11 protein-coding genes are annotated in these 14695 nt (G+C 62.3%); 6 read left to right on the plus strand and 5 right to left on the minus strand.

Annotation, left to right across the window (positions count from 1 at the left end; genetic code table 11):
* Positions 1 to 49: 49 nt before the first annotated feature.
* The 3 genes from AC4D1W_RS13430 to AC4D1W_RS13440 all read right to left on the minus strand — a co-directional run bounded on the left by AC4D1W_RS13430 (position 50) and on the right by AC4D1W_RS13440 (position 2693).
* A complete protein-coding gene (locus AC4D1W_RS13430; RefSeq protein ID WP_490891003.1) occupies positions 50 to 817 on the minus strand; it encodes a phosphatase in 768 nt (255 codons plus the stop codon).
* Between the two features lie 50 nt (positions 818 to 867).
* Positions 868 to 2115, minus strand: coding sequence for a D-inositol-3-phosphate glycosyltransferase (mshA, locus tag AC4D1W_RS13435; protein WP_490899082.1), 1248 nt, complete (start codon positions 2113 to 2115; stop codon positions 868 to 870).
* Positions 2116 to 2366: 251 nt separating this feature from the next.
* Positions 2367 to 2693, minus strand: coding sequence for a hypothetical protein (locus tag AC4D1W_RS13440; RefSeq protein WP_490899083.1), 327 nt, complete (start codon positions 2691 to 2693; stop codon positions 2367 to 2369).
* A gap of 464 nt (positions 2694 to 3157) precedes the next feature.
* Here AC4D1W_RS13440 and AC4D1W_RS13445 point away from each other — a divergent pair, with 464 nt between their 5' ends.
* Positions 3158 to 4318: a DUF418 domain-containing protein gene (locus AC4D1W_RS13445; RefSeq protein ID WP_490899084.1), complete on the plus strand. Its 1161-nt coding sequence runs from the start codon at positions 3158 to 3160 to the stop codon at positions 4316 to 4318.
* Here the strand turns inward: AC4D1W_RS13445 and AC4D1W_RS13450 are convergent.
* Together AC4D1W_RS13450 and AC4D1W_RS13455 are read right to left on the minus strand one after the other, a co-directional pair.
* Positions 4315 to 4962, minus strand: a complete 648-nt coding sequence (locus tag AC4D1W_RS13450; RefSeq protein ID WP_490899085.1) for a histidine phosphatase family protein — start codon at positions 4960 to 4962, stop codon at positions 4315 to 4317. The two genes, AC4D1W_RS13445 and AC4D1W_RS13450, sit on opposite strands and share 4 nt — an antisense overlap.
* The gene (locus AC4D1W_RS13455; protein WP_490899086.1) at positions 4959 to 6404 is read right to left on the minus strand and encodes a CCA tRNA nucleotidyltransferase; all 1446 of its coding nucleotides are present in this window, start codon (positions 6402 to 6404) and stop codon (positions 4959 to 4961) included. Before AC4D1W_RS13455 ends, AC4D1W_RS13450 begins: the two co-directional genes overlap by 4 nt.
* Positions 6405 to 6577: 173 nt before the next feature.
* On the opposite strand from AC4D1W_RS13455, the gene AC4D1W_RS13460 reads away from it, so the two are divergent.
* From AC4D1W_RS13460 to trxA, 5 genes are all read left to right on the plus strand, one after another.
* Positions 6578 to 7108, plus strand: coding sequence for an NUDIX hydrolase (locus AC4D1W_RS13460; RefSeq protein WP_490891010.1), 531 nt, complete (start codon positions 6578 to 6580; stop codon positions 7106 to 7108).
* Positions 7109 to 7182: 74 nt separating this feature from the next.
* Positions 7183 to 8928, plus strand: a complete 1746-nt coding sequence (murJ, locus tag AC4D1W_RS13465; protein ID WP_490899087.1) for a murein biosynthesis integral membrane protein MurJ — start codon at positions 7183 to 7185, stop codon at positions 8926 to 8928.
* A 54-nt stretch (positions 8929 to 8982) separates the two neighbouring features.
* The gene (locus AC4D1W_RS13470) at positions 8983 to 10485 is read left to right on the plus strand and encodes an ABC transporter substrate-binding protein (RefSeq protein WP_490899088.1); all 1503 of its coding nucleotides are present in this window, start codon (positions 8983 to 8985) and stop codon (positions 10483 to 10485) included.
* Positions 10486 to 10644: 159 nt separating this feature from the next.
* Positions 10645 to 11637, plus strand: a complete 993-nt coding sequence (trxB, locus tag AC4D1W_RS13475; RefSeq protein ID WP_490899147.1) for a thioredoxin-disulfide reductase — start codon at positions 10645 to 10647, stop codon at positions 11635 to 11637.
* A 23-nt stretch (positions 11638 to 11660) separates the two neighbouring features.
* Positions 11661 to 11984, plus strand: a complete 324-nt coding sequence (trxA, locus tag AC4D1W_RS13480) for a thioredoxin (RefSeq protein ID WP_490891015.1) — start codon at positions 11661 to 11663, stop codon at positions 11982 to 11984.
* Positions 11985 to 14695 lie beyond the last annotated feature (2711 nt).

The following is a 14695-nucleotide window of genomic DNA, read 5'->3' on the forward strand; positions in this document are numbered from 1 at the left end:
CCAATCTACCAGCGCAGGCGACGGCAGCTCCGCCGGCAATTCCAGCTGTTCAGGACAGTCCTGCACGCTCGAGAATGTAGCGTGTCATCGGCTCGTACAGGCCCGGACACAGGTTGTCATCCAGCGGCACCGCGACCTCCAGATGGCCCTGGGCCTCGGAGACAAACAAACCGGGGTCATTGCAGTCCGCGAAGCCCAGTGAAGGGATTCCTTCCGATGCGGCATGCCCTGCCCAGCCGTGATCGGCCACCACCAGCTGCGGAGGCAGGGCGCCCTGCGATGCGAGGAGCTCGAGGCTGAGCCGCATCGGCTCGGGGTAATGCGTGTGGACCAGGCCGCCGTACTGGTGCCACGCGAGGACGCCGAAAAGCTGCCGGATGTCACCGTCCCTGAAGGGTTGCCCCTCCGGGACCTTGACCAGAGTGGCCCCACCCCGCTCGGCGGCGGCGGCGAGAGCGGCGTGGACGGGCAGCAGCCCGGCGGGATGACCCGTGGCGAAGAGTATGCGGTGTCCGGCACGAACAGCCTCACCCAACCGGTCGGCGAACCTGTCCAGCGCGGCAACGCACTTGGCGGCATCGATCGTGTCCTGGCCCTCGAGGTGGTCCCGGTCGGCGCTGGTGCCCACACGCTCATGCATCAGGTCGAAAACCTCGTCGAACGTCCATTCCCGCGTGAGACGAACCCCGAACTCAAGGTGCTCGTTGCCTTCGAGGAACAGCCGCATGTGCCTCAGGTTGTCCTGCCGCGGCGTGGCAACCTTCCCGGTGATACCCACGGAGTCGAGATAGCTGGCAAGTTCTTCGGCTGCGTCCACCCAACCATCCTAGGCGCACCGCCCTGAGGATCCGGAAAGCCCGCCAGGGGTCAGGGTACCGGCGCACCCTCATACTGCTCGACGGCGGTGCGGTAGCTCTGCGCAGTAAACAGCGCGGTCCGCTGCCAGCCGAAGGCCAGCGCATGCACCGCGGCATTGGCGCCCAGCGTGCGCCGCATGCCGCCGTCGTCGTGCAGGGCTTCCAGAGCTGCCGACCACAGGGCGGCACTGTGCCCGTTCACCAGCACGCCGGTCCGGCCGTCGCTGATTGCCTGCGGCAGTCCGCCGACATTCGCGGCCAGCACCGGAGTACCGCAGGCCTGGGCCTCCAGGGCCACGAGACCGAAGGATTCACTGTAGGAGGGCATGGCTACGACGTCGGCGGCACGGAACCAGTGTGCAAGCTGCTTGGCCAGGACGGGCGGATAAAGCCGAGCCACATCATGCAACCCGAGCCGATTGATAAGGGGCTGCAGTTCCAGCGCTTCGGCTCCGCTGCCGGACCCGATGATGCTGACCTGCAGCGGAATGTCGGGGCGACGTGCCCGGAGGTCCGCGGCGGCCTCAACAAGCAGGTGCGGGCCCTTCAGTTTCTGGATCCGGCCGGCGAAGACCACGTGGAATACATCAGACGGGAAGTGGAGCCTCTCCCGCGAGGTGGATCGGTCAACTGCGTTGAAGACGTCAAGGTCCACTCCCGGAGCGACGATGTCGACTTTCTCGGCGCCTGCTCCGTAGAGGGACTCGAGCTCGGCGGCTTCGGTGCTCGTGTTGGCGATAAGCCGATCAGCGTCGTCAACGATCGTTTGCTCACCGACGATCCGCTCCTCGGGTTCCATCACACCGCCTGCGTGGAGGCGAAGGTTCTTCACCCTGGCCATGGTGTGCATCGAATGAACCAGCGGCAGATTGAGGGATCTGGAGACCATCAGGCCTACGATTCCGGAAACCCAGTAGTGGGAGTGGATGACGTCGAAGTGTCCGTCTGCCAGCAGGTCTGTTGCATCCGAAATAGCGTCCGCCATGTCATCGGAGAGCTGCGGCAGTACTTCCTTGGGGACCTTGCGGGTCGGCCCCGCGATAAGGTGGCGCACCAGAACGCCCGGCCCGAGTTCCTCGACATGCGGTTTTCCGTCGGCGGCCGCCCGCGTGAAGATTTCGACGTCGATACCAACCTTGGCCAGTTCCAGCGCGACTGAGCGGACGTACACATTCATGCCGCCGGCGTCTCCGCCGCCTGGCTGGTCGAAAGGCGACGTGTGAAGCGACAGCATCGCGACGCGCTTCACGGGGGTCACGAGCCCTCCTTCGCCATCCATGTTGTGGGCTTCACCGCATGTGCCCGTTAACCATGTTTGACCATATAACGCGCATACAAGCCGCTACATTCCGTGACCGTCCGACAACTCGTAATGGAATATGCCAACCGTTAAAGGCGGAAACCCGCGCTGGGAAGCGCGGGCTTCTCTATTGGTAGGACCGATGACTTGCATCAGTGCTCCTTCGCGGATTGACAGGGAGCGACCACACAGCCGCACGGACGTACCTGCTATTTGATGTACAGGTGATGCTGCGGCAGTGCATAGGACTGGGCGTTGTCCCAGGCGTTATCTACGGACGTTTCCTGTATTCGCTTCCAGAAAGACACACTTTCACGGAGTTTCCTGATCACGGCGTTCACCTCCTCCCGCTGCGTGAAGTCAGGCATCACCGCTGCAGAATCAACAGCTTCGATGGGCAGTTGGCCGACCGTACTGTCGAGGCGGGTGAGTTTGCCGGACATGATGAATTCCCCCTGCGAACGCGGCTGTACAGCGACTTGAGTCGTGGTGCGCTCGGTGGAAATGAGGGCGGAATGGACCTGTAAATCAGGCATGGATATCTCCTGGATATGTGGTGCATGAATTGGAAGTACGCCGGGGCAGGCGCGGAATTCGTGAAAAGGACACGAAAAAGAGAGGCGGATTCCGCCTGACACGCAACGGGTGAAAGAGAGACTTCTCCCAGAAAGGAATTAGGAGAGAAGTGCCGGTTTCAGCAGGAGATCAGTGCGCAGCGACGGCGGAGGCTGGGCGGGTTCGCGCGGCCATCATGCCGCCGAGAAAATTAATCACCGATCCCACCTCCACTTCTGTCTAGCGCTTACCTGACAGTGCAAAACAAGGGAAGATTGACATCTCCCAATGGCACTCCTCAAAGTTACCCCACGCGAACCACCTCCGCCTAGGTCTTTCTGAGAATTCCCTCAAAAATTTTCCGCGGCGGGAATAGCGGCTATATCGAGCGTGAATCGGACACGCACGGCGTTAGGCTGACCGGGGACTGGACGAGAGGAAACAGGTGGGATCAGAACGCTTCAGGGAGGTTGATGCGCTGCGCAGTTTCGCGCTCGGCGGCATCCTCATGGTCAACATCTGGTACTTCGCCGACCCTCTCACACTCGTCGGCGAGATCAGCCCGAATCACTCCACAGCCGCGGACCTCGCAGTCCGCTTCGCCGTTGCCGCGCTTTTCGAAGCGAAGTTCTACCTGCTCTTTTCCTTTCTGTTCGGCTACAGCTACGTTCTGCAGTGGCGAGCCGCGGTAGCAGCGAACGTATCCCCTGTTCAAAGGATGCGGCGCCGCCTGACGGCGCTATTTGTCCTCGGCCTGTTGCACGGCGTTCTTCTGTTCTTCGGTGACATCCTGCTGACGTACTCACTCATGGGGCTCATCCTGCTCGCTACGCACTCGATCCGTACATCCACGGCGACCATTGCGGGCAGCGCGCTGATCGGCGTCCTTGGATCACTGATTCTCGCGGTGGGCCTTTTCATTGCCGTCGCTCCGACGGGCATCCCGCCCTCCGGAATCACTGTGGACGCCGGCGCTCTTGTCGAGAGCCCAGGATCCGCGTTCTCCTCCAACGCCGGCAACTTCCTGGACACCGTTACCGGGGTGGTGTTTCTTCAGGGACCCCTCTCCCTGGCCATGTTCTACCTCGGCCTTGCAGCCGGGAGATCGCGGCTTATGGAGCGGCGGCTCTCCGCCCGTGCACTGACGACGACGGCGGCCGCCTGTCTGCCCATCGGACTCATCGCCGGCATCGTCCAGGCATATCTGACCACCTACGTGGATGGTGCCCGGTTCAGCGTTCTCGCGTTTGGCATTTCCACCCTCACGGCACCCCTGCTGACCGCTGGATATGTCAGCCTTCTCCTGCTGTTTTTCCGTACGACGGCGGGAGGTCACCTTTGCGGATTGCTCGCACCTGCCGGCCGCATTGCGCTCACCAACTATCTGATGCAGTCGGTGATCATGGCGCTCGTCTTCACCGCCTACGGGCTACGGCTCTCCGACCAGCTGCCGGCCGCCGCGGTGGCGGGCACCGCCGTCGTCATTTTCCTGGCTCAGCTGATTTTCAGCAGGATTCTGCTCTCGCGCGTCCGGGTAGGACCGGCCGAATGGCTGCTGCGCCGGATCACCTACGGCGGGCGGCGTCAGAAGTTACGGCTTAACTAGATGTTCCAGCGAAGGATTGCCGGGGTGCGCTTGTCCCAGCCAAGTGCGCACACCGCAGCCGTACCGAGGATGAAGCGCCGCCCTTCGTTTGGGTCGAACTCCAGCCAGCGTGCCGTGAGGATCCGCAGGAAATGGCCGTGTGCCACAAGCAGGGCGTTCCGGATGGGAGCCGCGTCGGGGTCCTGATCTGCGGGTGTTCCGCAACCGGCCTGAACACGGGAAATGATCTGGTCTGCGCGGGCGCCGACCTGGGCCAGTGTTTCTCCGTTCGGTGCGCCGTCCTTCCAGATCAGGTAGCCCGGGTTTTCCTCGCGGACCGTGGCGCTGTTGCGGCCTTCGTTGTCGCCGTAATCCCACTCGTGCGCGTGAGGGATTACTTCGGCGTCAGGGAACCCAACCAATTCAGCGGTGCGCCGGGCTCGCTGCAGCGGGGAGGTGAACACCAGATCGAACTCGACACCGGCCAGCCGGCTCGCCGCCTCCCGTGCCTGTTGCTCACCCGCCGTGGTCAGGGCGAGGTCAGTGAGTCCGGTGTAATTACCGTCCCTCGACCACTCGGTCTCACCGTGGCGCAGAAGCCAGAGGTGAGGCAGCGGCGTACCGGCGGCGGTCAGGTCTGCGGCAGCCGCACCCGACTGGCTCATGAGGCACCCCCGGCAGCTTCGGGCTGACTGGACCACCAGGTACGCAGCTTTGCTTCAGCTTCCTCCGGCGTATGCGGACCGTACTCCATGCGTTCCTCCAATAAGAAGCGGTAGGCCCGCCCCACAACCGGCCCCGGCCCGATACCGAGCAGCGCCATGATTTGTTGTCCGTCGAGATCCGGCCTTATCGACGCAAGCTCTTCCTGCTCGGCCAGCGCAGCGATGCGCGCCTCCAAATCGTCATACGCGAAGGCCAGCCGTTCGGCCTTCCGGCGGTTGCGTGTGGTCACGTCCGACCGGGTCAGACGGTGCAGCCGCTCCAGCTGCGGGCCGGCGTCCGTGACGTAGCGGCGGACGGCCGAATCACTCCAGCCGGCCTCGCCATATCCATAGAAGCGCATGTGCAGTTCCACCAGCCGGGCCACAGCCTTGATGGTGTCGTTGTCAAAACGGAGCGCCTTCATCCGCTTTGCCGTGAGCTTCGCGCCCACGACGTCGTGATGGCGGAAGCTGACCGCCCCCGTCGGTTCGAATCGCCGCGTTGCCGGCTTCCCGACGTCGTGCATGAGGGCAGCGAACCGCAGGACGAAGTCCGGGGACGGCACCGCGCCGTCGTCGTCCGTTTCCAGTTCACAAGCCTGCTCCAGCACTGTCAACGAGTGCTGGTAGACATCCTTGTGCCGGTGGTGCTCGTCCATCTCCAAGCGCAGCGCCGGCACCTCCGGGAGGATGTGGTCGGCCAGCCCGGTAGAGACCATCAGGTCCACCCCACGTCGCGGGTGCGCCCCGTTGATCAATTTAGTGAGCTCGTCGCGGACCCGCTCGGCGGAGATAATGGTGATTCGCTCCGCCATCGCTGTCATTGCCTCCCGGACTTCCGGGGCCACCTCCACTCCCAACTGGGAGGCGAATCTCGCCGCCCGCATCATGCGGAGCGGATCGTCAGAGAACGACGACGACGGCGCGCCCGGAGTGCGTAGCAGGCCGGTGTGGAGGTCCTTCACCCCGCCGTACGGGTCCACGAGCTCCATCGAAGGAAGGCGCAGGGCCATAGCGTTGATCGTGAAGTCGCGGCGGAGGAGGTCATCCTCCAGGTTGGTGCCGAACGCGACCACCGGCTTACGGGAAGACGGATCGTAAGCCTCGGCCCGATAGGTGGTGACCTCGATGGTGAACGACCCCTTGCGCAGGCCGATTGTGCCGAACTCCCGGCCAATCTCCCAGAAAGCATCGGCCCAGCGACGGATGACCGCGAGTGTCTGATCCGGGTCTGCGTCCGTTGTGAAGTCGAGGTCCGGGGAAGATCGTCCGAGGAAAAGGTCCCTCACCGGGCCGCCGACCAGGGAAAGTTCATGGCCGGCCTCAGCGAAGAGCCGACCGAGCTCAGTAACCACCGCCGGAAGCGGGGCGGTCAGCGGGGAGTTTTCCAACAGGTGCACCATAGTTCTTTAAGCGTGCCAGAGATCAGCCCAAACACCATTACGGGTTGTGTTGTGCGGGGCGAACAGCGCAGTCGCAGCCGTTCCCGCATGCAACACGCCGAACGTCCTGCATGGAGACGTCGAAGCCAGGTGCCTCGTCATCATCCCACCTCAAAGGTAGTTAGAGTGGGGTCATGGACCGTCCCGTTCCGAGCGCCCCAAAGCGCACCCCATTGACAGCGTCACTGGGCAGGACAGGCGCGCCCCTGATCCACCAGACGCTTCCCACTGTGGAGGAAGTATCGGCCGGTGGGATCGTCGTCGACGCCTCGACAGACCTGCTCAATGTGGCGATCATCGCGCGCCTGAACCGCGGTGGGCGTCTCGAATGGTGCCTGCCCAAGGGTCATCCGGAAAACCAGGAGAACAACGAGCAGGCCGCAGTGCGGGAGATCGAAGAGGAAACCGGCATCCGCGGCCGCGTGCTCACCGCACTGGGCAGCATCGACTACTGGTTCACCGTCAGCGGGCACCGCGTCCACAAGACGGTCCACCACTTCCTGCTTGTATCGACGGGCGGGCATCTCACCATTGAGAATGACCCGGATCACGAGGCTGTCGATGTGGCATGGGTGCCGCTCGCAGACCTCGGCCGCAAGCTTTCCTTCCCCAATGAGCGCCGCATCGCTGACCTCGCCCGGGAAGTACTGCCGCAGTACCTCTGATCCGGCACCCCCGTTGCGCAGCTGTGACCACCCGTTACCGGCGTCCGCAGGTATTGGTGAGACGATAAGTGACGATGTCTGATACCAATACCGCCTCAATACCGGTCCAGGATGCGGGCGTGGTGCCCGGCCGCCGTCCCACCCCAGCGGGCAACGTCCCGCCCACCGATTCAACAGCACGCTCCAGCGCAATCATGGCTGCGGGCACCCTGGTATCCCGCATACTCGGACTCGTCCGGGTTGCCCTCCTCGCGACGGCAATCGGAACAGTCGGTGCTGTATCTGACCTCTTCCCGGCAGCGAACAACCTGCCGACCTACATCTTCCTGATGATCGCGGGCGGCGTGTTCAACGCCGTGCTGGTACCGCAGATCATCCGGGCAAGCCAGCAGGAGGACCGGGGCGCGGACTTCGTCAGCCGCCTCATGACGCTCTCCGCGATTGTCCTGTTCATCCTTACGGTACTGATCACGCTGGCGGCCCCGTTCCTCGCGGATCTGCTCACGAACGTGACAGGGGACGCGCTGGCCCTGACCACAGTCTTTGCGTACTGGTGTCTGCCGCAGATCTTCTTCTACGGCCTCTACTCGATCATCGGCCAGGTCCTCAACGCCAACGGATCCTTCGGTCCGTATATGTGGGCTCCGGTAGTGAACAACATCGTTTCCATCGGTTTCCTGATCGCCTTCATCACCATGATGGGCGCTGAACGGACCACCAACCACACTCCGGACACCTGGACCGTCACCCACACACTCCTGCTCGCGGGTGGAACCACGCTCGGGATCGTCGTCCAGGCGCTGGTCCTGTTCGTGCCCCTACGCCGTTTGCGCCTTGGTCTCCGGCCACGCTTCGGCTGGCGCGGCGTCGGTCTCGGGAAAACCGGGCGCCTGGCTTCCATCACTATCGTGACCATGCTGATCGGGAACGGCCTCTACATGGTCAACCAGTGGGTGGCCACGATCGCCACCGAGGCACGTACCGAGCTTCCGGACGATGTCTACATCGCCGGTCTCACCAACCTGGACATCGGCTCGCTGGTTTACGTTCTCCCGCACTCGGTGATCGCGTTGTCGGTGGCCACCGTGATGTTCAACCGCCTCGCGGCCGCGCATTCCCAGGACGACATGAAGACCACCAAGGAGACACTGTCGCTTGGCCTGCGCACAATCGGCGTCGCGACCGTCTTCGGTGCAGCTGCCCTTCTTACGTTGGCGCCGCCGCTCGGCATGGTCTTCTCGGGCGGTATCCGTGAAGGCGGTGCCCTCAACGCCGTCGTCATCACCCTGCTTGCGGTCGGCGCACCCTTCCTGAGCGCGAACTTCTTCCTCAACCGGGTCTTCTACGCCGCGGAAGATGCGATCACTCCGCTGAAGGTTCAGCTGATCCTTTCCGTTGCGGGAGTCGCGCTCGCTCTCACCGCAAGTCTGTTCGAGCCGTCCCTGATCGTGCCGATGCTTGCCCTGAGCTTCACGATCGGCAACATTGTGGCCGTCATCGTCAGCCATCTATTCCTTGTCCGAAAGATCGGTGGATACGGCGCCGGGCATATCTATGACGTCCATGTCCGGCTCACCGTCGCAGGCCTCATTGCAGCAGCCGCAGGCGCAGGCCTGATGTGGTTCTTCGGCGCGTACCGGCCGGACGGGTTCGTCTGGCAGTCGGTGGCGAGCGCCGCCGTCGTACTTTTGATTACCGGACCCCTGATGGCCGTGGTGTACATCGGAATGCTGAAGGTCCTGCGGGTCACCGAGTTGAGCGACTTCCTCGCTCCACTGTTGTCCCGCTTTCGGCGCCGGTCCGCGCGTACACGCCAGTGAGCCCGGAAGTGACCGGTAGCATTGGTACAAATTATCCACATCCGGGAGGAATTCGTGCCTGAAGCAGTAGACGTCGGTTCAGTACTGGGCGGCCGATACAAGGTCACCGCCTACGTACTGGCCTCTGCTGAGAAGGACCTGGTGCTGGACGGTGTCGATCAGGTGCTGAATCGGCCGGTCAGCATTCTGATGGCATCACCTTCCAACGCCAGCCAGGTTGCTACGAGTGCGCGTGAAGTGGCCACCGGTGAGCGAGCCGGCCACATCCAGGTCCTTGACCTTGGAATCACCGACGCCGGCACTTACCTTGTCACTAATCGCGCTCCTGCAGCGGACCTCCTCGACCTGGTCATCCAGCAGGACGCCCCCTTCATCGAACCGTTCTTCACGGACACCCTCGGTTCGGAGATTTTCGGCGTTGCCCGTTCCACGGAACCGGAAACCTACGAGGACGAGTACTACGATCACGACGAGCCTGAGCGGCGGCCTTCGCGCCTCCCGAAGGCACGGATGCCGCGATTCGGACGTGCTGCCTCAGGCGGTGCCGCCGCGGGTGGTGCCGCCGGCGTAACGGCAGCATCCGCGCCCTCGGACCCGGGTACTGAACCGCAGGAGATCTCAGCGACGCGCGCGGCCGGTGACAGTGCGAATGTGCCGCCGCCGCCGAGTGCCCCTCCCCGTGTAGTTGCAGCTGACGAACGGAACGGGCACCCCAAAGCCTCGGCACCTGAAGATAACGACCGCCCAGAGGACACTTCGGCGTCCCAACGGCCGCCTTCGCGTTTTCCCGCCGCAGCCGCCGCTGGTGGAGCCACCGCTGCCGACACCCAATTCAACGATGACGATCCCTACGACGACTATGCCGATGACGAGGACCGCGAAAATAACCCGCGCTTCACCCGGCTGCTCGTGGGTATCGTCCTCGCCCTCGTCATCGTCGGCGCGGTCGTATTCGCTGTGAGCCAGCTGCGGCCCATCTTCGATCAGCCTGTCGCCAATGAGACCACGGCGGCGGAGAGCACCGTTGAGCCGACTGCCAGCCCGGACGCCTCGCCGTCACCTGCCGATGATGCAACGCCGGAGCCTGAGCTTGTCGAACCCGTGGCGACAAACGTCATTCGCCTCGTACCCGACAACCCGGAGCTCAACTCACAGACCGATGGCGACCTCGGGGCGATCATCGATGACAACCCCGCAAGTTTCTGGGGCAGTCTCGTGTACGCGAACGAAACATTCGGTGGGCTGGCCCAAAATCTTGCCCTGGTGGTCGAACTGGAGGAGCCGTCGAACGTCTCCGAGATCCAGATTGAGCAGCTCAATAGCTCCGGCGGCAGTTTCACTGTCCTCCTGAATGATGAGCCCACCCTTGAGGGCGCCACCCAGGTGGCGCAGTCAGGGTTCACTGGCCCCTCTGTGACGTTCAACGTCCCCGAGGTCGACGGCGCTCCTCCCACGGCGCAGTATGTAATCGTCAACTTCACCCAACTACCCCGTCTCTCCAACGTTCAGGCGCAGTACCCCTGGGGTATGCGGATCGCAGAGATTAACGTCTCCTAGTGTCTGAGGCGGCTCTGTCGCACGGAATAACAACCGTTGGAAGGTCGTTGTTGCAATTGATCGTCATCGGACTGGATGGTTCGGGCGTTCTCACCGATAGAAAGGTTCATTCAACCCGTGAGCACTGAGACAGAAGTCGGCAGCAATGCATCCGGCGATATCCGCGACGTCATCATCGTCGGGTCCGGTCCGGCCGGCTACACAGCCGCCGTCTACGCCGCCCGCGCCAACCTTTCACCTCTGCTGATCGCCAGCTCCGTCACCGCGGGCGGAGAACTGATGAACACCACTGACGTCGAGAACTATCCCGGATTCCCTGAGGGAGTCATGGGTCCGGACCTCATGGAGAACTTCGAGAAGCAGGCCGCCCGTTTCGGCACAGAGATCCTCTTTGAAGACGTTACTTCCGTGGACCTCGCTGGAGACGTCAAGACCGTCACCATCGGAACCGGTCAGACGTTCCAGGCACGCGCAGTCATCATTTCCACAGGGTCGGCTTACCGCGAGCTCGGTCTCGAAGATGAGAAGAGGCTTTCCGGGCATGGAGTAAGTTGGTGCGCCACGTGTGACGGCTTCTTCTTCAAGGACCAGGACATTGCTGTTGTCGGCGGGGGTGACTCCGCGATGGAAGAGGCGCTTTTCCTGACCAAGTTCGCCCGCTCCGTCACTGTTGTGCACCGCCGGGATTCACTTCGTGCCTCGCGCATCATGCAGGACCGCGCACTGGCCCATGAGAAGGTTCGGTTCGAATGGAATGCTGAGGTGACCGCCATCCACGGCGCAGACAGGGTCACCGGGCTCACCCTTGCCAGCACGGTCGACGGCTCCACCAGAGAGCTCCCAGTCACTGGCGTATTTGTGGCTATCGGAAACGATCCCCGGATCGACCTTGTGAAGGAACAATTGAAGCTCACTGAGGAGGGGACCATCGCCGTCCTCGGTCGGACTTCCAAGACATCCCTGCCGGGCGTCTTCGCTGCCGGCGACGTCATTGACCCGACCTACCGCCAAGCCATTACCGCGGCCGGCTCGGGCTGCGTTGCCGCTATCGATGTAGAGCACTACCTTGCCGACCTCGGGGATGCTGTAAACACGGCCGCTGAAGTACCAACTCCAGCGTCTGAAGAAGTTTCCGAGACGGCTGCCGTATAACCCTCGAGAAGGAGCAGACAGATATGAGCAACGCTAAGGAAGTAACGGATACAACGTTCGAAGCGGACGTACTCAACGCTTCGAAACCCGTAATGGTAGATTTCTGGGCTGAGTGGTGCGGACCGTGCCGTAAGCTTTCGCCAATCCTGGATGACATCGCCTCTGAGCACTCGGAGAAGATTGATGTCGTAAAGCTGAATGTCGATGACAATCCAGCTACTGCCGCGAAGTACGGCATTACTTCTATTCCGGCCGTCTACGTCTTCAAGGACGGCGAAGTGGCTGCGACTTCAATTGGCGCAAAGCCGAAGCAGGTGCTGGAGCAGGAGTTCGCTCAGTTCCTCTAAAGCACGAACGTAGATCGACAAAGGCCGGGTCGCGCTATAGGCGGCCCGGCCTTCTCATGCCCTGGAGCAGACCGTTTCACGTGAAACACGCGCATGGGTGCCGAGAATTGCACCTTCCGACCTATCGGAAAGGTCTTGATCACGTTCGTCGCGATGACATCTTGCGCCCTTATATGATCCTCGGGATGCCCCGGGGACGCGCTCAGGTCGCCGGGGCATCCCGAAGCGCCCGAGCATTCCGGGCCGGTAGGGCTGTCAGTTTACTCAACGGCTGCTGCAGCAACTTCCGAAATCGCTGATCCAAACGCTGGCCTCCGACCGAGAAACAACTGCCAAACTGTATTCGAAAGGTCGATGATCAAGAGAAAACCTTAGGATTCGGGAATCAACTTTTCCGACAGCGGCCATAGAGAGGCCGAGCCGCCCGGCAGTTCGTCGCCGTTTCACGTGAAACGCCTCAACTGCGCGACGGCGGAGGAGGGAGGAGTCCTGAATCTGACGCACCGTGGTTACTAAGGCGCCCCTCCTTCCCACCCTCGTAACCTTGCAACCGAACACCCGTGCCTACCGAGAGCGTGTCAATAGGTGCCTGCGTTCGAGCTGCCTCACCTCATCTGCTAAGTAGACAGGCCGGCTTATACGGCGTGTTTCACGTGGAGCATGTCTGATAGGCGGCCGAAACTGCAGCTACGAGTAGGTGCAGCCCTACATCCAACTAGACCCTCCTTCAGAGTGGTCAACCCTGCGCCGCCGCACGGGAACCAGCACCCGCCAGGATAGTCAACTCTCTACCTAGGCCAATGGAAACGCAGGGAGAGCATCGAATTACGCAGAGCGGGTACGTTCTCGCACAACGCATCGGAATCGGCCCAGACTGCGGATCCAAAGGCACGACCTAGCCGTCGATTTGCTCTGCTAGTGCACAGCCCCATCCGCCAGGCCCGCGACGGGCCTTGGGAACCTTGGCCGGGCGCGCGCGTCACTGCACGGCAGGAACCACCCTGATCCATCCACCACCACCACCACCATTGCAAGCGTTTCACGTAAAACCGACCCCGCAAGGGTGCAATGGTCTATCGTCGACCAAGTCATGAAGTTTGTCGGGTCCGCAGCCCGGCCCGTGAGTCCTCGTCTTCCCACTCTGCCCTCCCGCGCACAGTGCCAAGAGGGCGGGAAGTGTCCCGTACAACGAAACCCGGCGAACGAGCGCCATGCTCGTGGGTCGAATTGGTCGCCGAGCCCGGGTTTCCGGCGGTTTCACGTGAAACGTGCCGTCAAGCTTTCCGTCTGAACCAAACCCGTCCGAAGCGCAAGGCCCGCAACTGTTTTGCGTGGGTACGGTACCTCCCAAGATTGCGGACCCGTCTGGCCCTTCCGCCCGCTGGCTCGCTGGGGTGTGCGGCCCGCTGGGGACGCCCTCCATGATGACCCCTCCGTGATGCGCAGAGCGCTAGACCCTAACTGTTCCAAGAAGTTGGCGTAGTGCCGTAGCGTTCACGTGAAACGCTACGCCACACATCGCTATCCGTTGAGGCAACGCAGCCTCGATCGAGCTTTATACCTTGAGAACCTGCGACCCGGTCAGAGAAGCAAGCCTCGAAGTACAGAGATCATGACAACTGGTCGGCGGACCACGAGAACGGCCCCGCTATTAGAGCACCGAAAGCATGTGCTGAGACAGATCAGGCCTCCCGCACGCACGGTTCGCGATAGAGGCCAGCGTTTCACGTGAAACGCCACAACCAAGTAGCGGCGGCCCGTTCTTTCGCACAACCGATGCCGGGTTCAAAACGCCAGGATGACGCTGCCCGCAATTCTCCTTGCTGGCCTCTGTCGCCAGCCTGCAAGCCTGCGAGCCTGCGAGCCTGCAAGACCGCAACACCGCCGGTCAGCATGCAAAGACGCTTCGCGCCTGAAGTCGCACATATTGATGGTGGGCATGAGACGTTTTTGATGGTTGAGACCCGCACCCCGCTCAAATGCACGTCCTTGCCCCTGAAAAGGTTCGTACCGCGCTTAGTTTCACGTGAAACATGGTGCTGGGCCAAGCACCATGACGGGGACGCCAAGTACGCTCCTGAAAAGACAACGTTACCTGCCCCACCACGGATGGAGTCGAGCCTGCAGCGATCCATATGGCTCAGTAAATCGCAGCCCGTCGAGTCGGTAAGCGGCTCGAGTGAACCTGGAGGCCTTTCCCTGTCCACGTACCCTCAGCGCGGTCGAGAAGCTGCCAGTCAGAGCCGCCGCAACAGACGTCCGCAGGCTATCTTCTCCGGTGCATAGTGCTCGCGCACTACCTGCAAGAAGATCGCACTCGGGCACTAAGCTGGCCGGCCAGCGCGTCTTCAATGCCGTTTCACGTGAAACAGGCAGGGCGCCCGCCGGAGCTCCATACGCGCAGAAGAGTCGAAGTCGAATCGGCGAGGATGAGGCACGGGAGAATGGGCCTCTTCCCTGCGGGCTCAATCACTCAGGCCCTCTACCGTAGAAGCAGGCGACGGCTTGCCTTGGAGGTGGACTGCGGGGTAGCGCTCACCTCACGGCACAAGTGGCTGTCGATAACAGGGGCTACGGCCGTATTTGCGACCTCTTATGCTCGGCCAGCGCTGTCGGGGGATGAGTGATGGAACAAGGGTGTTTAGGCCGTGGTCGTATCCGTTCCACGTGAAACGTCCGACGACGTCGCCCTTGCCTGTTCCCGATGGAGG

It is taken from the genome of Arthrobacter sp. TJ-170 (genome assembly GCF_058269305.1).

What these genes read in the sequence shown, in the direction of transcription:
- AC4D1W_RS13440 (WP_490899083.1), bottom strand. Translation starts at nt 2,693, where the DNA reads ATGCCTGATTTACAGGTCCATTCCGCCCTCATTTCCACCGAGCGCACC.
- AC4D1W_RS13450 (WP_490899085.1), bottom strand. Translation starts at nt 4,962, where the DNA reads ATGAGCCAGTCGGGTGCGGCTGCCGCAGACCTGACCGCCGCCGGTACG.
- AC4D1W_RS13455 (WP_490899086.1), bottom strand. Translation starts at nt 6,404, where the DNA reads ATGGTGCACCTGTTGGAAAACTCCCCGCTGACCGCCCCGCTTCCGGCG.
- AC4D1W_RS13460 (WP_490891010.1), top strand. Translation starts at nt 6,578, where the DNA reads ATGGACCGTCCCGTTCCGAGCGCCCCAAAGCGCACCCCATTGACAGCG.
- murJ (WP_490899087.1), top strand. Translation starts at nt 7,183, where the DNA reads ATGTCTGATACCAATACCGCCTCAATACCGGTCCAGGATGCGGGCGTG.
- trxA (WP_490891015.1), top strand. Translation starts at nt 11,661, where the DNA reads ATGAGCAACGCTAAGGAAGTAACGGATACAACGTTCGAAGCGGACGTA.